Raw genomic sequence first — 22,150 nt, 5'->3', positions numbered from 1 at the left:
CAAGCCCAATCCAGTGTGCTTCGGCGCTTCTGTCAGCCGGCCGCAAGTGCTTGTCGCGCATAGGCTCTCACGTCAGCGTCGCCATCTTGCAACGCACCGGTCAGCGCGTCACGGACGGTGGGCTCCGTGGAGGCCCACTGGCTCAGGCTCAACACCGCCGACTTCCGTACATCCAGATGCGGATCGTCCAGCGCGCGCGCCAGCGGCGGTACGGCCTGCCCCGGATCCGCTCCGGCCAACGCGCGCACCGCACCCTGACGGATCTGCCAGGCCGGAGCCTTCAGCGCCTCCCGTACGGCATCGAAGATCTGGTCGTCGACGCCCAGCGCACCAACAGCCGTCAACGCCGCGGCCCGCACCAAGGGGTCGCGGTCGCGCACCAGCATCCGCACCGTCGCGCTACCGGCAGCCAACTTCGCAAGCCCGTTGGCCACGGCAATCCGCACCTCACGGTTCTCATCTTGGGCGGCGGTGGCGATGGACACCGCGTCGTCCACTGACACCAGGGCACGTACGGCCTCGATTCGGACCCGGTGATCTGAGTCGCGCACCGACGCGACGTAGGCGGCGGGGTCGCCGACCTTCCGGGCACTCGCCACGTACAGCGCGGTGCTACGCACCAACGGATCGGATGCGCTGACATGATCGCCAATCGCGGCGGGATCCTCGAGTACCTCGACGAGCTCGCGCACTCCGTCGGCGGCGGTGCGGCGCACGGACGCATCGCTGTCCCCCAACGCATTCAACAGGGCCTCCTCGTAACCCGTGGGGATGTGCTCGGTGAGCGAGGCGATGGCGGTGCGGCGCACGCCCGGATCGTCGTCGACGAGGTACTGCAGCAGCTCCTCGACGGTGGGCGCCTCCAAGGACAACACCGCGGCGATCCGCGGCGACGGCGGCTGCTCGGCCTCGGCGGCGATCACGTTCGAGAGACGAGCGGCAGGCGCCTTTCCGCCCAGCAGTTCGGGCTGATGCACTGGGATCGGATCGGTCTCCCCCGACGGCAGGTCGTCGAGACCCGGAACCGGGACGAAATAGGGTGCGACGGGCCGTTTCACGAAGTCCATGGCGCCGTCAGAGGTCTTCCGCAGGTTGAGGTGATAGCGCCAGTTCTCGTCATCACGGTCCGGCAGGTCTGCCCTGTCGTGGTAGAGGCCCCACCGTGATTCGGTGCGAGTCAGCGACGAGCGCGCCGCCATCTCGGCGCAGTCCCTGATGAACGACACTTCGGCCGCCCGCATCAGCTCATGCGGGGTGCGCGCGCCGATCTGACCTACCTCGTCGGCCATTCGCTCAAATGTCTGCACCGCCAATGACAACTTGGCCGCCGTCTTTGGCGGGGCCACATAGTCGTTGACGAAGCGGCGAAGCTTGTACTCGACCTGAGGCTGCGGAGGCCCGTCCGGGTGGCGCAACGGACGGTAGATCAGCTCATGCGCCTCCTTGACCTGGTCGACGGGGAACTCCAGCGGTGCAGGCGTTTTCGACAGCGTCGAGGCCGCATGCTCACCGGCCAGATCTCCATACACAAAGGCGCCGATCATGTAGTTGTGTGGCACGCAGGCCAGGTCCCCGGCCGCATACAGGCCGGGCACCGTGGTGCGCGCATGCTCATCCACCCACACGCCCGACGCCGAATGACCACTACACAAACCGATCTCGGAGATATGCATCTCGATGTCATGGGTGCGGTAGTCATGTCCACGGTTGGCGTGGAAGGTGCCGCGGGTCGGCCGCTCGGTGGTGTGCAGGATGCTCTCCAGCGCCGACAACGTTTCATCCGGCAGGTGAGTCACCTTGAGGTAGATGGGACCGCGTGCAGACTCGATTTCGTTCTTGACCTCGGACATCATCTGGCCGGACCAATAGTCGGAGTCGACGAAGCGCTCTCCCTGGGCATTCACCTGATAGCCGCCGAATGGGTTGGCCACATACGCACAGGCCGGACCGTTGTAATCCTTGATGAGCGGATTGATCTGGAAGCACTCGATGCCCGACAGCTCGGCCCCGGCGTGGTACGCCATCGCGTACCCGTCCCCCGCGTTGGTCGGATTCTCATACGTGCCGTACAGGTAACCGGAGGCGGGCAGACCCAGGCGGCCACAGGGCCCCGTGGCCAGGATCACCGCTTTCGCGCCGACCGTGACGAACTCACCGGTGCGGGTGTTGAAACCCGCGGCGCCGACAGCTCTGCCTTCATCGGTGAGTACCCGCACCGGCATGACGCGGTTTTCGATGCGAATCTTCTCTCGCATCGACTTCTGCCGCAGCACGCGGTACAACGCCTTCTTGACGTCCTTACCCTCGGGCATCGGCAACACGTAGGAGCCCGATCGATGCACGCGCCGTACGGCGTACTCACCGTGCTCGTCCTTCTCGAACTTGACCCCGTAGCGCTCGAGGCGCTGCACCATCGCGAAACCGCGTGTCGCCGTTTGGTACACGGTGCGCTGGTTCACGATGCCGTCGTTGGCACGGGTGATCTCCGCGACGTAGTCCTCGGGTTCGGCCTTGCCGGGGATGACGGCGTTGTTCACACCATCCATACCCATCGCCAGCGCACCGGAGTGCCGCACGTGTGCCTTCTCGAGAAGAATCACCTGGGCGCCGTTCTCGGCCGCGGTCAGCGCCGCCATGGTTCCGGCCGTTCCACCGCCGATGACCAGGACGTCACAGTCCAGCCGGATGGCACTGTCAAGTTCAGGGATCTGCATCAGGCGACAAGCTCCGTATGGTTCAGTGCGGCCAGGATTTCGGCGCGCAGCGCGCTCCGATCGCTTTCGGCCTCACGGGGATCGGGAACATCCAGCAGCGCACGCAGCGGCTGACCAGCGCGGCCCAGGACGGCGATTCGGTCGCCGAGTAGCAGCGCCTCGTCCACATCATGTGTCACGAACACCACCGTGGTGGGATGGCTGCGCCAGGTATCGATCAGCAGGCGCTGCATGCTGGCGCGAGTCTGAGCATCGAGTGCTCCGAACGGCTCGTCCATCATGACCGCTCGCGGAGCACCAGCCAGGCCGCGGGCCAGCTGAACACGTTGGCGCATGCCACCCGAGAGGCTCTTGGGCAGGTAGTCCTCAAAGCCCGTCAGACCGACGTCATCGATCCAGGTCTGCGCCGCCTGGCGCCGCCCCGCACGCGGCACACCGCCCAGCTTGAGGGCCAGCTCCACGTTCGATTGCACCGTGCGCCAGGGCAACAACGCGTTGTCCTGGAACACCATCGCACGGTGCCGGGAGGTGGTGACAACCTTCTCGCCGTCGGCGTGAATGGTGCCCGAGTCGGGTGCGAGCAGCCCGGCCAGCGCGCGCAGCACGGTGGACTTGCCACAACCCGACGGCCCGGTCAGGACAAGAATTTCCGCGGGGCGCACCGTCAGGCTCAGACGGTTCACGACGGTGCGGCCGCCGTATCCGAGGGTGACCCCGTCAAGGACGAGGGTGGAGGCACTCATGAGCGCGCCTCCTCGGCGCGGGGTAACCACCGCGTCACCCGGCGACCGATCAGCTCTACGGCCGCCGAGGTCAGGAATCCGAGAACACCGATGGTGATGATTCCGACGAACACATCGGGATAGGCCAGCACCGTGTACGACTGCCACGTCCGGTACCCGACACCCAAACGACCCGAGATCATTTCGGCGGAGATCACGCATATCCATGCGACGCCGATGCCTACCGAGAGACCGCCGAAGACTCCCGGAAGGCTGCCGGGCAGCACCACCCGGAGCAGCACATCCCAGCGGCTGCCGCCCAGGGTGCGGACCGAGTCCTCCCACAGCGTGGGCAGAGCACGCACCGCGTGCCGCGTGCTCACCATGATGGGGAAGTAGGCCGCGAGAAATGTGATGAACACGATCCCTGCCTCATCGCTGGGAAACAGCAGGATGGCCACCGGCACGATCGCGATCGCCGGAATTGGGCGAGCCAACTCGGTGAGCGGGCCGACGATGTTCGCGAACAGCGGAGAACGCCCCAGCCAGATTCCGGTGATGACGCCGAACACCGCCGCCAGGCCGAAACCGGTGAGAATCCGAATGGTGGACTGGCCAAGATCCAGCCAATACTGCTCGGTCCCAATATGTTTAGCGAGGGCCGAGACGATCTCGGTGACCGTGGGAAGAGTGTCGAATCGCAGACCGAAACGCACCTTGTTGACCGTCAAGAGTTGCCAGAGCAGTACCGCCGCAGCCACGGACGAGGCCCGGATACCCCAGGCCAGGTATCGAGAACCCTGCCGACGGGTACTGGCGGCCTCGCCGATCCGGTCACCGGCGGGGGGCACCGCGATCGCTCGCGGTCGCGCCTCCAAGATGGGCAGGCTGCTCATGATGCCGCCGCCAGAGCCTGTGCGTAATCCAAGGGTGTCGCGCCGGGATGGGTAGAGATGTACCGGGTGGCACCCGCGTTCGTGGTGAACGGACGTAGCCCGGCCGAGTCGCGAACCCACCAGGCATGATCGGCGAACCACCGCGTACCCAACTCGGCATCGGAGACATAGGCGGCGCGAATCTTCTGGCCGGACGCGTTCGCCGCGTTGACGGCCTTCAACAGCTCCTGCGCCGTCGCATATACCTGCGTGGAATCCTTACCATCGAACCAGATTTCGGCGGCTTGGCCCGGATCTGCCCCGGCGTCCGGTTGCAGCACCAGCGGATTGGCCTTGGCCGCCAGTTCGGTTTCGTAGTTCTTGGCGCGCGTCGTGTAGGCCTGGCGCAGCGGTCCATCCTGCACGAACTGATCGATGTCCAGATCGGCGAAGTCACCGATCGACTTCAGGTAGGGCACATCGCTTTTGAAGGCCTCGATGAGAGAGGACTTAAGGGTGGTATCGAACGATGTACCACCGGGCCCGTTGTAGAGGTACACCACCTCCTGCGGCAGGCCGCTGCCCTCGGCCACGAGGCGCGCCGCCTCCAGAGACTTCTCGTGGATGAAATCGGTTGCATCAAGCTGAGCCTGCAGGAAGGCGTCCAGCACCTCCGGATGCTGCTTGGCGTAGTCACGGCGCACCACCACCCCATGGAAGGTGGGAACGTTCAGCTCGGCACCGTCATAGAGCAGCTTGGCCTTCTTCTGGAAGACCAGCAGCCCCGGCCACGCCACGAACTGTGACAACGCTTGCACCTGACCGGATTCCAGCGCAGAGGCACCGACCTGCGGCTGCTGGTTCAACACCTCGACATCCTTGGCCGGGTCCAGACCCTCGTTGCGCAGCGCGCGCACCAGCGTGCCGTGCCCCGCCGAGCCCACACTGGCGGACACCTTCTTCCCTTTCAGCTCGGGCAGCGTGGTGATCGGTGAATTCGGTGGCACTACAACCATGTTGAGTGCGCCCTTGGCGTTATAGCCGGTGATCGACACGAGTTCGGTACGTGCCTTCTCGTTGGTCTGGGTCTTGGATCCGTTGATCAGCAGCGGGTAATCGCCCATCGAGCCGATGTCGATCTTCTCGGCGAGCATCTGCGCGGTGATCGGCGCTCCGGTGTCATAGTCCTGCCACTGCACCGTGTACTTGGTCCCGGTGCGCGATCCGGCCTCGGCGAGCCGCTTCTCGAGGTAGCCCTGGGCCCGCAGCAGCGTGCCCGCGGTCACGGTGTTGATGGTCTTTGATTGGTATCCGACGACGACTGTCACTTCATTGGCCGAGCCCGACCCGGAATCCAGCGAGCAGCCGGTGACGAGGGTGAGAAGAAGTGCGGAGAGAAGGGCTGTTCTCTTCATGAGCTGTCCTGACTTAACGGATGAGATAGGGCATGTTGACGGTGACTGCACCGGTGGGACAGCGAGCCGCGCACGGTCCGCAGTACCAGCACTCATCGACATGCATGAATGCCTTGCCGTTTTCGGGATTGATGGCCAGCGAGTCCAGGGGGCAGATGTCGACACACAACGTGCAGCCCTCGATGCACAGCGACTCATCGATGGTGACCGGAACGTCGATACGGTTGTTGACCAATGTCATGCGAAGCCTCAGATATCCCTTAGTAGATTGCTGCGCAAAGTGATTCGATCACCGCGCATTCGGATGTACTCGAGGTCGACGGGGGTCCCGTCGTCGAGGTGGGTCAGTCGCTCCAGGAGCAGTAGCGGTGCGTTATCGGGTACCTGCAACGTCGCGGCCGAATGCGAATCCGCCGAGACCGCCTCCAGGGCCAAGTTGGCCGATCCCAATCTGTGTCCGGTGACGCGCTCGATCAGGGCGAAGACGTCATTGCTCTCGAGCTGGTGCTCGATGACCGCCTCCCCCACATCCGAGGTCAGGTAGGTCTTGTCCAGGCTCAGCGGTAGATCTCCGAGGTATCGCAACCTCTCGATGAAGATGACCCGCGCGCCGGGATCAAGGCGCAACCTGTGCGCGACCGCGGGAGGCGCGTTCACCTCCTGAATGACGCGAACCTCGTTCCAGACCTCGCCGTATCCCTTGAATGTCTCTTTCAGCCCCAGCAACGCGTCCAGGCCGTGCTCGTACTTCCGCAGCGCCACGTGGGTACCGGTACGCGGACCCCGCTCGATGAGGCCTTCCTCTTTCAGCGTCGTCAGCGCCTCGCGGACCGTGTTGCGCGAGACGAAGAACTCCGCGGCCAGATCCTGTTCGCTCGGTAGGCCGCCGTCGGCGTATGCACCGGCGTGGATCTGATGACGCAGCACATCGGCCACCAATCGCGCCTGATCGGCACGCGGGCGGCGCAATGGCGTGGGCTCGGCAGCGGCCACCAGTCCTCCTGACGTGAGACAACCTCGCCAACACGCTAAAGGCCAGCTCAATGGCCATCTGGCGGATGAATTCGATATCTGTCAGGTCGGCTTCAATGCGCCGGTTCCCACCCGCCCCTACCTGCAACGGACGGTCGCATGTGCACCATTGCGCCACTGTCGTGCCACCAGCGAGATTGCATTCAGGGTGATCGCAAAGAGCGCGCGCGGGCGTGGCCCGCGGACTCGGCGTGAATGGAATCAACGGCGGAGGTCATCCAACCAATCCACATGGCGCTCACACCCGAAATCCAGGAATCGCTGGCTCAATGAGGACATGCAGATCGACACGACCCCCGGCCCCGATGTTGTCGTCGTCCTCAACGCCGACGACCCGAGCGGGCGTGAAATTGTGCGGATACTGGTGCGCAACGGGCACCGGGTGGTCATCTGCGGCAGACACGCCACCGATCTGACGAGGATGCTGCACGGCTATGACGCTGATGAGGTCATGGCCATCGCCGCCGACGCCGCCGATCCGCGCCAGCTACGCGAGCTGTGCCGGCGCGCGACCGATCGCTTCGGCACCGTCACCACGATTCTGGATGCTGCCGCAGGTCGGCAAATGCCGCGACTGCGGCTTGCTTCCTAGAGCCGATCAACGGCGGCACCGTTCCCTCAGGCCATCCAGTAGGCCTGGGCTTTCATCGCCCTGCGAGGGATGCCGTAGTGCTCCTTGAGGACCTGCGCCACCTCGCGAGTGGTCCGGGTGTCGCACGCCACCCATCCGAAGAAATCGGGGGCATCAAAGGCAGCCTCACGCACCACCTGGACCAGCGATCGGTCGCCGTGGCGATCTATCCAGACCGCATTCCCCTTCACCGGCAGCGTCTTGTCGCTCTCATGCGCGGCCTCCAGGAACACCGTGGCGGGGCTGTCGCCGATCGCTTCCAGCAGGGAGTTGATCGCGGGCAGGGACGCGGTGTCGCCGACGATGATGTATCCGCGCGGAGCCGGAACGGGCAGCTCGAAGTGGCTGCCCAACACCGTGGCCTCGATGGTGTCTCCTACCAGGGCCGCCTGCGCCCAGCGCGCCGCCATCCCGTCGTGCAGCGCGAATTCGATATCGACGGTGTCGGCCTGCGGGTCCGGGTTGACCAGCGTGTATCCGCGCTGGTGCAGCTTCTCCCCGTCCGAGAACCACAACCGGATCCACATGGTCGGGTGAATGTCCCGGTCCTGCAGCAGGCCGCCCGCGGAGAAGCTGAGCCTCACATAGTTGTCGGTCAGCTCGCGCCGGCCGGTCACTGTTAGCTGGAAATCGCCGGCCCGTAACAATTTGAGAACCGCGCCTTGCCACCCACGTGTCGGTTGCGTCACTGTGCTCGGCATTACACCCTCCTCGATTCGCTGAGTGCGCTTTTAGCTTAGGCTAGCCTAACCATCCTGACCTGCGCAGGGCTAGGGTTAGCCATCGACACTTAGGTAAGGGAATGCTAATCTCTTGCCGAGCAGGCAACGGTGCCATGAACAAAGGCGATAGATGAGCACTCGCGAACGAGTTAATCAACTCGAACGCCCGGGTGTGGCGACAGTCACACCAGTGTTCATTGCTGATGGGTTAGAACACCGAAGTGATCACCGCTACCAAATATGGAGTGGCGGTGCCGAGGGTGGGCGATGTGCTTCAAGTTTGCCAGCTGCTCCGGACATAGAGGCGAGGAACTATTCACGTTCGCGACCCGACTACTCCAGTCAGCGAGCGTGTCGATCGGGTGAAGGGCTGTAAGTGGATATTCGTGAACGAGTTGGCCAGCTGGACCGTGCGGCGCCGGCGGTGAATCCGTCAGCCCGCATCGACCCGGAACTAGAGAGCCGATTCGCAACCTGTTGCCGCGCGCTCGGTCTGTCCGTTAATGACAGGCGGCGTCCTGCAGATTTGCCAGCAGCGCGTTACGGCTTCACGTCGCTGTGCCGAACGGCTCAGGATCACTGTGATGTCTGGGTCGGCCTGGCCGCATCCGGGGGCGCCACCGTCGACGTGCTGGAGGCGATCTCCGAGACTGCGGCGACCGCTGGGCATCTTCAGCATGCGGTGAACCTGCACCCGGGCGACCTCACCTTCCTCTACGACACCGGGCTCTACCTCGAGTTCCGCGCCAGCGGACCCGACGACTATCACCTCGCCTACGCGGCGGCCCTCGTGGACAAGGGTGACTACGTCAAGGCTGCCGAGCTGATCGCCGCCGTAACCGAGCGACGCCCCGGATGGTTCAACGCCCGCTGGGCCGCTGTCGCCATGCAGAATCGGGCCGAACGTTGGTCCGATGTCGTCACGCTGCTGACCCCAGTTGTCACCGATGCGTCGTTGGACCCCACCACGTCCCACGCCGTACGGATCACCCTGGGTATTGCCCTCGCCAAGCTCGGCATGGTCAATCCCGCCCTCTCCTACCTCGAAGACCCCAGTGGTCCCATCGAGGTAGCAGCCACCGACGGCGCACTGGCCAAGGCGCTCAACCTGCGCCACCACGGTGACGAAGAGACCGCAACCGAGGTGCTCCAGGATCTGTACGCGGCCAATCCGGAGAACACCGAGATCGAGCATGCGCTCACCGATCCGAGCGTGGGTCTGCACACCACGACCGCCGCGCGTATCGCTGCCCGTACCGATCCCTGGGACCCCGAAACCGAGCCCACCGAAGAGGATTTCATCGATCCTGAGGCTCACGAGCGCAAGGCGATCCTGCTGGCCGAGGCCGAGCAACAGCTCAGCGAATTCATCGGCCTGGAGCAGGTGAAAGACCAGGTCTCACGACTCAAGAGTTCCGTGGCGATGGCGCTGCGGCGCCAGGATCGCGGACTTGCCGTTGGCCACCGCACCCACCACCTGGTGTTCGCGGGCCCTCCCGGCACCGGTAAGACCACCATCGCGCGTGTGGTCGCCAAGATCTATTGCGGCTTGGGGCTTCTCAAGCGCGAGAACGTCCGCGAGGTACACCGCGCCGACCTCATCGGTCAGCACATCGGTGAAACCGAAGCCAAAACCAACGCTGTCATCGACAGCGCGCTCGACGGTGTGCTGTTCCTCGATGAGGCATATGCGTTGGTGTCCACCGGCGCCAAGAATGACTTCGGTCTCGTCGCCATCGACACCCTGCTGGCCCGCATGGAAAACGACCGCGACCGCCTGGTCGTGATCGTCGCCGGATACCGCGCCGAGCTGGACCAGTTCCTCGACACCAACGAAGGTCTGCGCTCCCGCTTCACGCGGTCCATCGAATTTCCCTCGTACGCACCGCCGGAGCTCGTCGAAATCGCATCGGCCATGGCGTCCGTGCGCGACAGCAAGTTCGACGAGGGCGCCGCTGATGCGCTGCTCACCGCCTTCTCGGCGATGTGTGCCGCAGAGGCTCCCGATACCCGCGGCATCGCACGCCGCAGCATCGACGTCGCCGGTAACGGTCGATTCGTCCGTAACGTCGTGGAACGCTCCGAGGAGGAACGTGAACACCGCCTTGACAACTCAGGCGCCGAAGAATTCAGCGATGACGACCTCATGACGGTCACCGTCGAGGACGTGCAGGCATCGGTGGAGGCCATCGTCGCCGGCCTCGGGCTGTCGGCTCCCGGGACGCCGGTCCAGAAATGAGCGATAACCGAGACAACAACGCGAACTCCGAGCGCCGGGCCTTCGCATCACGCACTCCGGCCAGTGAGAACCCCGAACCACTGAAGTACCGTCGCGGGTTCGTCACCGGGCATCAGGTCACCGGATGGCGATTTGTCATGCGTCGCATAGCATCTGGCGTTGCACTACACGACGCCCGGATGCTCGTTGATCCGCTGCGTACCCAATCCCGCGCATTCAGCATGGGCGCCGTCATCGTCGTCACCGGACTTGTCGGGTGCTTCGTCTTCAGCCTGCTGCGCCCCTCGGGTATCGCCGGTACCGATCCGGTGCTGGCCGACCGGTCGACCGCGGCGCTCTATGTCCGGGTGGGTGACAACCTGCACCCGGTGCTCAACCTCACCTCGGCCCGTCTCATCGCAGGCAAGTCCGTGGATCCGACGATGGTCAAAAGCACTCAGCTCGACCAGTTTCCGCGCGGAAATCTGATCGGTATTCCGGGCGCACCGGAGCGCATGGTGCAGGCCAAGAGCACCGATGCCGCCTGGGCGGTGTGCGAGTCCACCGAAAACCGCGCCGTGACCGTGATCGCCGGAGCATTGGATACCAGTGGGGACAAGGCCTTCGACCTCCCCCGCGACCGTGCCGCGGTGGTGTCCTCTGACGCGGGTACCTGGCTGCTGTGGGATGGGAAGCGCAGCGCGCTCAACCTCGGCGATGTCGCCGTCACGAGCGCTCTGGGCCTCACCGCGCCACCGGCCGTGCGCCCCGTGACCACCCGCCTGCTCAACGCGATTCCCGAGGCTCCGGCACTCGTGGTTCCCCCCATCCAGGGAGCCGGGACGCCGACCGCTTATCCGTTGCCGGTCGCGGCGCCCATCGGCTCGGTGCTGGTGAGCTCCTCCACCGACAACACTCCGGTGTACTACGCGGTGCTAGCCGATGGCGTGCAACAGGTTTCACCGGTGATCGCATCGGTGCTGCGCAACGCGAACTCATATGGTCTGGAACAGCCACCGCGGCTGACCGCCGACCAGACGGCGCACTTGCCGACGTCCTCGGCGATCGATACCAGGGTGTTCCCCAGCGCCGCCATCAAGCCGCTGGCCGCCAACGAGGATCCGGTGCTGTGCTCACGGTTCACCAGGACGGCCGACGCCTCCTCGGATTCGTGGTCGCTACTTGCAGGTTCGGTTCTGCCCCTTTCTGATTCGGTGCACACCGTGCAGCTGATCTCCTCCGCGTCCACCCCGACGCGGGTCGCCATCACTCCCGGCATCGGATACCTGGTGCAGCCCGGCGGTGCCGGTGGGTACCAGTGGATATCCGATACCGGTGTGCGTTACGGCATCGATACCGAGGCCGAGGGCGACAAGACCCTCGAGGCACTCGGCCTGCACAAGCCCGCACTCACCATCCCCTCGTCGATTCTGGATCTGTTCGCCTCCGGGCCATCGCTCTCACGTGCCGATGCCCTGCTCGCGCACGACAGCCTGGCTCCGACCGATCGGCCGGCCACGCGCATCCAGACCGACAACCCATCTGCTCAGGCACAGGAGTCCCGTTGAGCCGTCTCATTTTCGAACCCCATCGGCGTGTAGCGCCTCCCGCGATACCCGATGCCACGGTGACCGTAGAGGCACCACCACAACTGCCTCGGGTGATTCCGCCATCGTTCCTGCGCCGTGCCATGCCGGTTGTGATCGTGATCCTGATCGTCGGCATGGTGGTCGCACTGGTCGCCTCCGGGATCCGGCTCATCTCCCCGCAGACGCTGTTCTTCCCGTTCGTGCTCCTGCTGGCCGCGACCGCGTTGTACCGCGGAGGCGGTGACAAGGTCCGCACCGAGGAGGTCGACGCCGAGCGCGCCGACTACCTGCGGTACCTGTCGGTGATTCGTGAAAATCTGCGCACCCACGCCACACAGCAACGCAAGGCGCTGGAATGGTCGCACCCGGATCCCGAAGAGCTCACCACTGTTCCCGGCACCCGGCGTCAGTGGGAACGCGACCCCGGCGACGACGACTACCTGGTAGTGCGCGCCGGACGTCATGATCTCCCCCTGGCCAGTCCGGTACGCGTCAAGGACATCGCCGACGAGATCGATCTGGAGCCGGTGAGCCACAGCGCGTTACGCGGACTGCTGGACACCCAGCGCACGGTGCGCAGCGCACCGCTGGGCATCGACCTGAACAAGGTTTCGCGCATCACGGTGCTCGGCGATGACGACATCGTCCGCGCCTCGATCCGATCCTGGGTGACCCAGGCAGCCACTTTCCATGATCCGACGCTGCTGACCGTGGCGATGGCCGGCCCGGGTGTGGAGGACAGCGACTGGTCGTGGCTCAAATGGCTTCCCCACGTGGATATCAGCGGTGAGGTCGACGGCGTTGGCCCGGCACGCTACCTGCGCCGCACAGGTGCCGAGCTGTTCGAGGCACTGAAGCCGGTGCTGTCCGAGCGCGCGCTGTTCGGGGCCGAATCCGGCGCCCACAAGCATCTGCTGATCATTCTCGACGACCCGACCTATGATCTGAACGGCGTGAACTCGCCGATCCCGGCAACCGGACTGGACGGCGTCACCGTCATTCAGCGGGCGGACGGAAGTGACTGCGCTACCAAGCTTCCGGAGTACCTCAACCCGGAACGTCCTGTGCTGCAGGTCAATCGGAACGGCGTGAGCGCACGAATCACCCGGTGGAACGGCAACGACTGGCAGCCGTACATCGACGAGGCCGATCAGCTCACGCTCGGAACCGCATCGCACGTGTCCCGGCGGCTCTCCCGTTGGGATTCCAATCCGACGCATCCAGGCCTGCGATCGGCCGCCACCGGTGGTGCGACCTTTACATCGCTGCTCGGTATCGAAGACGCGTCCCAGCTGGATGTGCCTGCCCTGTGGTCGCCGCGTACGCGTGACGAAGAGCTTCGCGTGCCGATCGGCGTGACCGCCTCCGGCGAGCCGCTGATGTTCGACCTCAAGGACGAGGCCGAGGGCGGCATGGGACCGCACGGACTGATGATCGGCATGACCGGCTCCGGTAAGTCCCAGAGCCTGATGTCGATTCTGTTGTCACTGCTGACAACGCATTCGGCCGACCGTCTCATCGTGATCTACGCGGACTTCAAGGGTGAAGCGGGAGCCGATATCTTCCGCGACTTCCCACAAGTCGTCGCCGTGATCTCGAACATGGCCGAGAAGCGCTCTCTGGCGGATCGTTTCGCCGACACGTTGCGTGGCGAGGTTGCCCGGCGCGAGAACCTGCTCAAGCAGGCCGGCCGCGATGTACAGGGCAGTGCCTTCAACTCGGTCCGCGAATACGAGGATGCGATCGCGGCCGGTCACGACCTGTCCCCCATCCCCACACTGTTCGTGGTCGCCGACGAATTCACCCTGATGCTCCAGGATCATCCGGAGTACGCCGAACTGTTCGACTACGTCGCACGCAAGGGGCGCTCGTTCCGGATTCACATCCTGTTCGCGTCACAGACCCTCGACGTCGGCAAGATCAAGGACATCGACAAGAACACCTCGTACCGCATTGGTCTGAAGGTGGCCAGCCCCAGCGCATCTCGGCAGATCATCGGAACCGAGGACGCGTATCACATCGAATCGGGCAAGGACCACAAGGGCGTTGGTTTCCTGGTGCCCGCCCCCGGGGCGGTGCCCATCAAGTTCCGCAGCACCTATGTCGACGGCGTTTACGAGCCACCGTCCAGGACCACGACCATCGAGATCCACGCCACTCCGCAGCCCAAGCCGTTCACGGCGCTGCCGGTGGCCACCGATCCGACCACAGTGATCGTCAAGGGTGGATCCGACCAGCCACAACAACCGGCACGCAAGCTGATCTCCACCGTCGGCGCCCAGCTGGCCAAGGTGGGTCCGCGTGCACCCGAGCTGTGGCTGCCGCCGCTGGACACCGCGATCCCGTTGGCAAGTGTGTTGAGCCAGACCGGCATCCCGGCACGCCAGCTGCGCTGGCCGCTCGGCGAGATCGACAAGCCGTTCCAGATGCGTCGCGATCCGCTGATCTTCGACGCGACCTCGGCGGCCGGAAACGTGATCATTCACGGTGGCCCGAAGTCCGGGAAATCGACTGCCCTGCAGACGTTCATGCTGTCGGCGGCCGCGTCGCACTCCCCCCGCGACGTCACGTTCTACTGCATCGACTACGGCGGCGGGCAATTGCACGCGCTCGAAGGACTGGCACATGTCGGTAGCGTCGCCAGCGCCCTGGAGCCCGAGCGCATCCGGCGCACCTTCGGTGAGCTGGAGCAGCTTCTGGCCTATCGCCAGCGTCTGTTCCGCGACCGCGGCATCGCCTCGGTGAGTCAGCTGCGCACACTGCGTGACAGCGATCGCACACTGGACGACGGGTACGGCGAGACGTTCCTGATCGTGGACAACCTGTACGCGTTCAGCCGCGACAACACCGATCAGTTCAACACCCGGAATCCGCTGCTGGCCCGCCTTACCGAACTGGCCAACGCCGGGCTGTCATACGGCATCCACGTCGTGATCACGACACCGAACTGGATCGAAGTGCCTCTCGCGATGCGCGATGCTCTCGGGCTACGTCTGGAACTCAAGCTGCACGACTCGGCAGACAGCAACGTGCGGGTACCCGGTGCGCTGCGCCGCCCCGCCGAGAGCGTGCCGCACGATCAGCCCGGACGCGGCCTGACCATGCAGGCCGAGCATTTCCTGTTCGCGGCGTCCGACGCCAAGGACGTGGAATCGGTCAACGCCAACTACCCCGGGGCCAAGGCTCCTGCCGTCCGCCTGCTGCCGGCAGACCTGGCACCGGACGCCATCGGTCCGCTGTACCCGGGACGCGAGCAGGTGGTCATCGGTCAGCGCGAGCAGGATCTGGCGCCAGTGGCTCTCGACTTCGCCCACAACCCGCTCCTGATGGTGCTGGGCGATACCGGATCGGGCAAGACGACGCTGTTGCGGCACATCATCCGTACGGTCCGCGAGCACTCGGCACCCGACGAGGTGGCATTCACCGTCCTGGACCGGCGTCTACATCTCGTCGATGAGCCGCTGTTCCCCGACAACGAGTACACCCCCAACATCGACCGGATCACCCCGGCGATGATGGGCCTGGGTGCCCTCCTGGAGAAGCGCCGGCCACCGGCCGGACTGTCCCCCGAGGAACTGCACAACTGGGTGTCACGCGGAGTGACCGCACAGCGGCACTACCTCATCATCGATGACGTCGACCAGATTCCCGATGCGCCCGCCGTCAGCGGTCCATACATCGGGCAGCGTCCCTGGAACCCGATCACGGGCCTGCTCGCCGAGGCTCGCGAGCTCGGCCTGCGAGTGATCATCACCGCGCGTGCCACCGGTTCCGGGCACATACTGATGACCAACCCCATGTTGCGCCGTTTCCACGAACTGCAGGCCAACACCCTGATGTTCAGCGGTAGCCCGCAAGACGGTGGCCGTATCCGTGGACATCGCTTCGAGCGTCTGCCTGCGGGCCGCGGCGTTCTGTTGTCAGATAACGATGTCCCGACATATGTACAGACCGTTAATCCATTCGTCAGTGAGCACGCTGCTCAAGGAAGGGAGTACCCACGATGAATCTGAATGTCATTCCGGAAGGTCTGCTTGCCACCAGTGCTGCGGTGGAGGCGCTGACCGCGCGTCTGGCCGCCGCACATGCTGCTGCCGCGCCGGTGATCGGTGCGGTGGTACCGCCGGCGGCCGATCCGGTGTCGTTGGAGACCGCGGCCGGTTTCAGTGCCCGCGGTGTCGAACACACCGGGGTGGCCGCGCTGGCTGTTGAGGAACTGGGCCGGGCCGGTCTGGGTGTTTCGGAGTCCGCAGCCAGCTACACCACCGGAGATATGCAGGCCGCGGCAACGTACATGATCGCGCGGGGCTAGATTCCGTGTCCGCCCCCATCTGGATGGCTTTCCCGCCCGAGGTCCACTCGGCGCTACTGAGCGCTGGACCCGGGCCGGGAGCACTGTTGGCGGCAGCCGCGCAATGGCAAGCACTCTCGGTGCAATACACCACTGCCGCAACGGAGTTGACGCAGCTGCTCGCTGCCACCAACGCCGGGCCCTGGCAGGGGCCCAGCGCCACCCAGTACGTCGTCAGCCACGCACCATATCTGGCCTGGCTGACCCAGCAGAGCGCGCTGAGCGCCACCAATGCCGTGCTGCACGAAACCAGTGCCGCCGCCTACACGACGGCTCTGGCCGCGATGCCGACGCTGGCCGAGCTGGCGGCCAACCACATGATTCATGGCGTGCTATTGGCCACCAATTTCCTTGGTATCAACACCATTCCGATCGCGCTCAATGAGGCGGACTACATCCGGATGTGGGTCCAGGCCGCCACCACCATGGGCGTCTACCAAGGGGTTTCCACGGCCGCTGTGGCGTCGGTCGCGCCGACGACACCCGCGCCGATGATCATGGCTCCGGGCGGCGAGGTGACGTCACGGATGGCTGACATGTCGGGCCTGGCCGCGCAGGCGCAGGCTGCCGAATCCGGCACCGCGCTGGACGACAGCGAGAGCTTCTTCGAGAAGCTGATGCGGCAGATTCAGGAGTTCTTCACCGACCCGCTCGGCACCTTGCAAAGGATCTTGCAGGACTTCCTGCGCAACCCACTCGAAGCGCTCGTGGCGTGGGGTCCGCTGTTGTTCTTCATCGCGTACGAGGCGTTCTTCATCCCCTTCGGGTTCACCTTCTGGGGCGTCATGCTGTCGGCTCCGCTGTGGCTTCCCCTGCTCCTGATCGGACTGGCGCAGTTGATCAACCCGGTTCCGGTCGACGCCGACGTACCTGGGGAGGAACCCGCGCCGCAACCAGCCCAGGTCGTGCGCAACTCACCTCAGCAGCAGCCGTTTGCGATGGGCGGAATGCCCGGAAGCGGCGGCACGGCAATTACCAGCGGTACGGGTGCACCGTCCGCCCCCGCGACACCGGCTTCGCCTGCTGTCGCGGCGGTGACTCCTGCCTACATGGTGTACGCGGCACAGGAGGATCCGCCGGCGGCGCGGTTTGGGCCGACATTGAATGAAGGTGCAGGTGCCAAGGCGCCGGCTGCGGGGATCTCCGCGGCCGCCGCGGCCGCAGCGTCGGCGCGTTCACGTGCCCGCCGCAAGCGTGGTGCGCGGATCAAGGATCCGGCCCCGCAGTTCATGGACATGAATTCCACAGTGGACCCGGACTTTTCGGAACCGGCAGCGCGTCAGCCCGCTGGTGTCGGGGCTTCTTCTCGCGGCACTGGTCAGCTCGGCTTTTCCGGGACGGTGTCCAGGAGTACCTCGAGCACCAGCGCGGCCGGTCTGATCGAACGCGAAACATCGGCCGAGGCCATCGACGGTTCGCGTACCGCCCCGATGCTGCCCACCACCTGGGGCACCGACGCGAACGTGGATCCCCAGGACAGCGCCGAAGGGGGGCCTCACAGCTGAGCGGCCACGAACAACCAGAAATCACCGACAACACAACACGATTGAGGAGATGAATATGAGTTTGCTTGATGCACACATTCCGGCGCTGATCGCCGCGGAGGGCACTTTCGGGGCCAAGACCGCATTGATGCGTTCGACGATCTCGCAGGCCGAGCAGGCCGCGATGTCGGCCCAGGCCTTCCACGTCGGAGAGTCTTCGGTGGCCTTCCAGGCCGCACACGCCCGGTTCGTGGAAGTCGCCGCAAAGGTCAACGCCCTGCTCGATATCGCCCAGCTCAACCTCGGCGATGCCGCAGCCACCTACGTGGCCGAAGACGCCGCCGCCGCCAGCCGCTACATCGGCGTCTAACCCACACACGCACAAGGAAGGGAACACAGCAGATGTCGCAGATCACTTTCAACTACCCCGCCATGCTGGCCCACGCCGGCGAGATGAACACCTACTCCGGTGTACTGACCGCCCTGGGAGCAGACCTGGCCGCCCAGCAGGCCTCCCTGCAGGCTGCCTGGCACGGTGATACCTCCATGAGCCAGGCCGCCTGGCAGGCTCAGTGGAACACCGCCATGGAAGAGCTCATCCGCGCTTACCGCGCCATGGGCACCACCCACGAAACCAACACCCTGTCCATGAACGCCCGCGACATGGCAGAAGGAGCCAAATGGGGCGCATAAACGCCCTTGGTGCTCCAGCACCTGATCGTGCGATGAACCAGGCCACCCGGTCGCCGGACGCCGTCGAGCTGACGGTCGACCAGGCCTGGTTCCTCGCAGACACCTTGAGCGCCGGCACCTTTCCCTGGGTGCTGGCGATCACGGTCCCCTTCCGGGATGAGGCACAGCGTGCCGGCTTCAATGCTCAGCGCGTCCAGGAACTCACCCGTGCCGGTGTGCTCAGCGCCGACGGTGCGGTGGATCCTGCCGTGGCGGGATGGATCCGCACCGTGTGCCGCCCCGACCGTTGGCTCGAACTGCGTTATGTCGCGGCAGGTTCGGAGAATCCGGACGTGATGCGCGGCATCATCGCGTACAAACAATCACAGGGTCGTGCGCAGACCGTGGTGTCACTGCGCAATGCCCACCTGATCACCTTCACGGCGGTCGACGCCGACGACCCTTCGGCGCTTGTCCCCAGTGTGGTCGCCGGACTGCGCTGGCGCGCACCCGCACGGTTCCCCGAATTCACACTGCCCACCCACGTGGGCGCCAAGGCCGATGAGCAGCTGCGTTCCGGCGCCTCACTGGCCGATGTCATGGGATACCTGGGCGTCCCTCCCACCGCACAGGCTGTGGTGGAATCAGCGTTCATCGGAAACCGCAACTATGTTGAAGTAGTTGCCGGACAACGTGATAACGCAACCCAGCAGACTTCCGAGGTGGGTATCAGCGTGGTCGACACCAGCGCTGGACGCATCCTCGTCAGCCCGCACCGCGCGGGCGACGGCACCTGGCTGTCGACCTTCGCACCCGGAACCCCATTCGCGATCGCGGTAGCCGTCGAGCAATTGATGGCCACGCTCCCGGACGGGCATTGGTTCCCGGACGCGCGATTGACCCGAGACTTCGACTGATGCTTTCCCTCTATTAGTTCCCTAGTGTGCTCCACCCCCCTATCGAGAGAGTCAAACGAAACACCATGTCTGACAACGCCGTGATGCCCATCGTCCGGGTAGCCGTGCTCGGTGAAGAAAAGCTGACCGAGGTCGCCTTGCCGACCCAGCTGCCGATGCGCGACATCATTCCCGCAGTTCACCGGTTGGTGGCCCCAGACGCCACCGAGGCCACCCCTCAGCAGCTGAGCCTGGCCCCGGTGAATGGCGCGCCGTTCAGTGCCGACGCGACCCTGGACACCGTGGGAGTCGTCGACGGTGACCTGCTGACGCTGCGTCCGACTCCCGTGGGACCCGCCGCGCCCGGCATCGTCGAGGACATCGCGGATGCGGCCGTCATCTTCTCCGAATCGCGTAAGCGCCCGTGGGGTGCCGAGCACATTGCTCGTGTCACCCGTGTGGGCGTCCTCGGATTAATCGTGGCGGCAACGGTTCTGGCGATCGTTCACAACATTCGCACCGGTTCCACGTTGAGCCTTGCCGGCCTGGCCGTGGTGGCGGTCGCCACCGCGATCGGGGCGCTGGTGGCACACATCCGGTCGCCTCGCCTCGGCGCGGAGCTGGCGATCACCGCCCTGGCTCCCATCGCCGGTGCGCTCGCCCTTGCCATCCCTGGAGATGCCCTGGCGCCGCGCGCCCTCCTGGGCGCCGCCGGGGTCGCCGCGTGGTCGCTGATCTACCTGATCGTGGCGCGCCAGCAGATCGCCTTCTTCACCGCCACCACGGTGCTGTCCATCGGTATCGCCGGTGCCGCTGGCGCCCAAATCCTGTGGAACCCGTCGCTTCTCACGGTGGGCTGCGGCCTGATCGTGGTGGGGCTGCTGGTCACCGTGCGTGCCGCACAGCTGTCGGCCTTCGCCGCCCGCTTCCCCCTGCCCACCATTCCCGCACCCGGTGACCCGACTCCCTCCGCTCCGGCGATGTCGGTGCTCAAGGACCTCCCGCGACGCGTTCAGCTGAGTGACTCACATCAGAGCGGATTCATCGCGGGCGCTTCACTTCTGGCCATCCTGGGATCACTGGCTCTGGTCGGCGGTTCGGCGCAGGCGAGCCCGTGGACCTGGTACCTGGTGGTCGCGGTGAGCGCCGGGGCAGCACTGCGCGCGCGCGTCTGGGATTCGGCGGTGTGCAAGGCCTGGCTGCTCGCGGTGCCCTTCGTGGTGACCTCCGCACTACTGGTGATCTTCGCCCTGGCGGGCCGTTACACCGGCGCACTGGCTGCGCTCGGGGTGCTGGCGTTCTTGGTCGCCGCGCTCACTGTCGTGGTGTTCAACCCGAAGATCGCTGAGGCAGAAAGCTACTCGCTGCCCAGCCGGCGGCTCCTGGGATTCCTCGCCTCGGGCATCGATGCCTCACTGCTGCCGGTCATCGCATACCTCACCGGACTGTTCAGCTGGATCCTCAACCGATGATCCGTTTCATGTCTGTGGGCGCCGTCGCCGCGATGCTGCTGGCGCTGTCTCCTATGACAGCACCGGCCGCGTACGCGGTGACACGTCCGGAGGCGGATCCCGCCGCCCTGCCTCGAGATTCGGCCCCCAGCGCAACAGCCGGTATGCAGTCCGCCGCGTGCACCACCACCGTGTTGACGCCGGGTACGGGGACCAGCGGAAAACCGTCCCCGGAATTCGAGGAGGCGTGGCGCTTCTCTCGCGGTGAGGGCCAGAGCGTCGCCGTCATTGACACCGGCGTACAACCCAGCGCGCGGCTGCGTGTCGAAGGTGGAGGCGACTACGTTCAGTCGACCAACGGACTGACCGACTGCGACGGACACGGAACCATGGTCGCGGGAATCATCGGCGGCCAGCCCGGCCCAGATGGATTCTCGGGCATCGCGCCGGCATCCAAGCTGATCTCGATTCGCCAGGAGTCCTCCAAGTTCTCTCCGCGAATCACCGGCGGCGATCCCAGCACGAACGGCGCCACCCACTTTGTCAGCACTCTGGCGCGGTCCATCGTGCATGCCGCGAACCTCGGCGCACGCATCATCAACATTTCCTCGGTCGTCTGCGTTCCGGCCGCCAAGCCCATCGACCAGGCCGCACTCGGCGCGGCGTTGCGTTACGCCGTCGAGGAGAAGGACGCCGTCGTCATCGCAGCGGCCGGTAACACCAGCGGCGGGGGCGCCAACTGCCAGCCGAATCCACTCAGCGGTTCGGGTACCGATCCGAGGAATTGGACTGGGGTGGAATCTGTTTCGGTTCCCTCCTGGTGGCAGCCATATGTACTGTCCGTCGGGTCGGTGTCCGCCGATGGCGCACCCTCGAAGTTCACGATGCCCGGTCCCTGGGTCGGCATCGCGGCAAATGGCGAGAACGTGACGTCGCTGTCCAACGACGAGGAAGGCGGGTTGGCCAACGGAATGGTCGGCCAGGACGGCAAGGCGCACCCCCTCTTCGGAACCAGTTATGCGACGGCCTATGTCTCGGGTGTCGCGGCGCTGGTGCGCAGCCGGTTCCCGGAACTCACCGCGAACCAGGTTGTCTCGCGGCTGCAACGGACTGCTCGTGACGCGGGCCGTTCTCCCTCCAACCTTGTGGGAGCGGGAACCGTCGATCCGGTAGCCGCGCTCACCTGGGACGTACCCGCAGACGGAACTGCTCCCGCAGGCCCCAGCGTCCGCGCCGTCGTTCCGCCGCCCCCACCCACCCCGGAAAATCCCCTTCCCCGGCAGCTCGCCTTCCTGGGCGCCGGTGTATGTCTGATCGCGGTGATCGTCGTCGCCGGGCTCAGTGCACGTCGCAGACAGGAGAGCACGAGTGAGTAAGA

The 22,150-nt window shown here is 65.3% G+C and carries 18 protein-coding genes; 11 read left to right on the top strand and 7 right to left on the bottom strand.

Annotated elements, in window-relative coordinates:
* Positions 1-32: 32 nt before the first annotated feature.
* Genes RHO23_RS06430 through RHO23_RS06405 form a run of 6 tightly spaced genes read right to left on the bottom strand, consistent with a single transcriptional unit; the run spans position 33 to position 6,719 of the window.
* The gene (locus tag RHO23_RS06430; protein WP_423488824.1) at positions 33-2,714 is read right to left on the bottom strand and encodes a fumarate reductase/succinate dehydrogenase flavoprotein subunit; all 2,682 of its coding nucleotides are present in this window, start codon (positions 2,712-2,714) and stop codon (positions 33-35) included.
* Positions 2,714-3,457, bottom strand: coding sequence for an ABC transporter ATP-binding protein (locus tag RHO23_RS06425; protein WP_200996759.1), 744 nt, complete (start codon positions 3,455-3,457; stop codon positions 2,714-2,716). Before RHO23_RS06425 ends, RHO23_RS06430 begins: the two co-directional genes overlap by 1 nt.
* On the bottom strand, positions 3,454-4,332 hold the full coding sequence (locus RHO23_RS06420; protein WP_078286437.1) for an ABC transporter permease: 879 nt from the start codon (positions 4,330-4,332) through the stop codon (positions 3,454-3,456). The genes RHO23_RS06425 and RHO23_RS06420 overlap by 4 nt, the downstream gene beginning before the upstream one ends.
* Positions 4,329-5,726, bottom strand: coding sequence for an ABC transporter substrate-binding protein (locus tag RHO23_RS06415; RefSeq protein WP_423488823.1), 1,398 nt, complete (start codon positions 5,724-5,726; stop codon positions 4,329-4,331). Before RHO23_RS06415 ends, RHO23_RS06420 begins: the two co-directional genes overlap by 4 nt.
* Before the next feature lie 13 nt (positions 5,727-5,739).
* The gene (locus RHO23_RS06410) at positions 5,740-5,967 is read right to left on the bottom strand and encodes a 4Fe-4S dicluster domain-containing protein (protein ID WP_030095683.1); all 228 of its coding nucleotides are present in this window, start codon (positions 5,965-5,967) and stop codon (positions 5,740-5,742) included.
* 8 nt (positions 5,968-5,975) lie between these two features.
* The gene (locus tag RHO23_RS06405; protein WP_064408671.1) at positions 5,976-6,719 is read right to left on the bottom strand and encodes a GntR family transcriptional regulator; all 744 of its coding nucleotides are present in this window, start codon (positions 6,717-6,719) and stop codon (positions 5,976-5,978) included.
* 316 nt (positions 6,720-7,035) lie between these two features.
* Between RHO23_RS06405 and RHO23_RS06400 the strand changes: the two genes are divergently transcribed.
* Complete coding sequence (locus RHO23_RS06400) at positions 7,036-7,350, top strand: SDR family NAD(P)-dependent oxidoreductase (RefSeq protein WP_057965294.1); 315 nt, start codon at positions 7,036-7,038, stop codon at positions 7,348-7,350.
* 26 nt (positions 7,351-7,376) lie between these two features.
* Here RHO23_RS06400 and RHO23_RS06395 read toward each other — a convergent pair whose 3' ends face one another.
* Entirely contained in the window at positions 7,377-8,090 is a 714-nt protein-coding gene (locus tag RHO23_RS06395) for a siderophore-interacting protein (protein WP_070942444.1), read from the bottom strand.
* A gap of 397 nt (positions 8,091-8,487) precedes the next feature.
* Here RHO23_RS06395 and eccA point away from each other — a divergent pair, with 397 nt between their 5' ends.
* The 10 genes from eccA (at position 8,488) to mycP (ending at position 22,148) form a co-directional block, all read left to right on the top strand.
* Positions 8,488-10,350, top strand: coding sequence for a type VII secretion AAA-ATPase EccA (eccA, locus tag RHO23_RS06390; RefSeq protein ID WP_078322023.1), 1,863 nt, complete (start codon positions 8,488-8,490; stop codon positions 10,348-10,350).
* Positions 10,347-11,897, top strand: a complete 1,551-nt coding sequence (eccB, locus tag RHO23_RS06385; protein WP_064408668.1) for a type VII secretion protein EccB — start codon at positions 10,347-10,349, stop codon at positions 11,895-11,897. Before eccA ends, eccB begins: the two co-directional genes overlap by 4 nt.
* The gene (gene eccCa / locus RHO23_RS06380; protein ID WP_423488822.1) at positions 11,894-15,925 is read left to right on the top strand and encodes a type VII secretion protein EccCa; all 4,032 of its coding nucleotides are present in this window, start codon (positions 11,894-11,896) and stop codon (positions 15,923-15,925) included. Before eccB ends, eccCa begins: the two co-directional genes overlap by 4 nt.
* Positions 15,922-16,230: a PE family protein gene (locus RHO23_RS06375; RefSeq protein ID WP_030095676.1), complete on the top strand. Its 309-nt coding sequence runs from the start codon at positions 15,922-15,924 to the stop codon at positions 16,228-16,230. Before eccCa ends, RHO23_RS06375 begins: the two co-directional genes overlap by 4 nt.
* Positions 16,231-16,235: 5 nt before the next feature.
* Entirely contained in the window at positions 16,236-17,774 is a 1,539-nt protein-coding gene (locus RHO23_RS06370) for a PPE family protein (protein ID WP_070916129.1), read from the top strand.
* 55 nt (positions 17,775-17,829) lie between these two features.
* Positions 17,830-18,123 (top strand): hypothetical protein, encoded by a 294-nt coding sequence (locus tag RHO23_RS06365; protein WP_030095674.1) that lies wholly within the window; start codon positions 17,830-17,832, stop codon positions 18,121-18,123.
* 32 nt (positions 18,124-18,155) lie between these two features.
* Positions 18,156-18,446 carry a WXG100 family type VII secretion target gene (locus RHO23_RS06360; RefSeq protein WP_030095673.1) on the top strand — a complete coding sequence of 97 codons (291 nt, stop codon included), beginning with the start codon at positions 18,156-18,158 and terminating at the stop codon, positions 18,444-18,446.
* 32 nt (positions 18,447-18,478) lie between these two features.
* Positions 18,479-19,342 carry an ESX secretion-associated protein EspG gene (locus tag RHO23_RS06355; protein ID WP_070921835.1) on the top strand — a complete coding sequence of 288 codons (864 nt, stop codon included), beginning with the start codon at positions 18,479-18,481 and terminating at the stop codon, positions 19,340-19,342.
* A 65-nt stretch (positions 19,343-19,407) separates the two neighbouring features.
* Positions 19,408-20,793 carry a type VII secretion integral membrane protein EccD gene (gene eccD, locus RHO23_RS06350; protein WP_030095671.1) on the top strand — a complete coding sequence of 462 codons (1,386 nt, stop codon included), beginning with the start codon at positions 19,408-19,410 and terminating at the stop codon, positions 20,791-20,793.
* Positions 20,790-22,148: a type VII secretion-associated serine protease mycosin gene (mycP, locus tag RHO23_RS06345; protein WP_423488821.1), complete on the top strand. Its 1,359-nt coding sequence runs from the start codon at positions 20,790-20,792 to the stop codon at positions 22,146-22,148. Before eccD ends, mycP begins: the two co-directional genes overlap by 4 nt.
* The last annotated feature ends 2 nt before the right edge of the window (positions 22,149-22,150 follow it).

Origin of the sequence: Mycobacteroides sp. PCS013, assembly GCF_049532645.1 — a bacterium.
Lineage (GTDB): Bacteria > Actinomycetota > Actinomycetes > Mycobacteriales > Mycobacteriaceae > Mycobacterium > Mycobacterium gwanakae.
The sequence above is the reverse complement of the archived record's forward strand: the minus strand, read 5'-3'. Positions and strand labels throughout refer to the sequence as shown.

Excerpts from the sequence above, each read along its gene's own strand:
- RHO23_RS06415 (WP_423488823.1), bottom strand. The coding sequence starts at position 5,726 with ATGAAGAGAACAGCCCTTCTCTCCGCACTTCTTCTCACCCTCGTCACC.
- eccD (WP_030095671.1), top strand. The coding sequence starts at position 19,408 with ATGTCTGACAACGCCGTGATGCCCATCGTCCGGGTAGCCGTGCTCGGT.
- RHO23_RS06395 (WP_070942444.1), bottom strand. The coding sequence starts at position 8,090 with ATGCCGAGCACAGTGACGCAACCGACACGTGGGTGGCAAGGCGCGGTT.
- RHO23_RS06375 (WP_030095676.1), top strand. The coding sequence starts at position 15,922 with ATGAATCTGAATGTCATTCCGGAAGGTCTGCTTGCCACCAGTGCTGCG.
- RHO23_RS06365 (WP_030095674.1), top strand. The coding sequence starts at position 17,830 with ATGAGTTTGCTTGATGCACACATTCCGGCGCTGATCGCCGCGGAGGGC.
- RHO23_RS06400 (WP_057965294.1), top strand. The coding sequence starts at position 7,036 with ATGCAGATCGACACGACCCCCGGCCCCGATGTTGTCGTCGTCCTCAAC.
- RHO23_RS06430 (WP_423488824.1), bottom strand. The coding sequence starts at position 2,714 with ATGCAGATCCCTGAACTTGACAGTGCCATCCGGCTGGACTGTGACGTC.
- eccB (WP_064408668.1), top strand. The coding sequence starts at position 10,347 with ATGAGCGATAACCGAGACAACAACGCGAACTCCGAGCGCCGGGCCTTC.
- mycP (WP_423488821.1), top strand. The coding sequence starts at position 20,790 with ATGATCCGTTTCATGTCTGTGGGCGCCGTCGCCGCGATGCTGCTGGCG.
- RHO23_RS06420 (WP_078286437.1), bottom strand. The coding sequence starts at position 4,332 with ATGAGCAGCCTGCCCATCTTGGAGGCGCGACCGCGAGCGATCGCGGTG.
- RHO23_RS06410 (WP_030095683.1), bottom strand. The coding sequence starts at position 5,967 with ATGACATTGGTCAACAACCGTATCGACGTTCCGGTCACCATCGATGAG.
- RHO23_RS06360 (WP_030095673.1), top strand. The coding sequence starts at position 18,156 with ATGTCGCAGATCACTTTCAACTACCCCGCCATGCTGGCCCACGCCGGC.
- RHO23_RS06425 (WP_200996759.1), bottom strand. The coding sequence starts at position 3,457 with ATGAGTGCCTCCACCCTCGTCCTTGACGGGGTCACCCTCGGATACGGC.
- RHO23_RS06355 (WP_070921835.1), top strand. The coding sequence starts at position 18,479 with ATGAACCAGGCCACCCGGTCGCCGGACGCCGTCGAGCTGACGGTCGAC.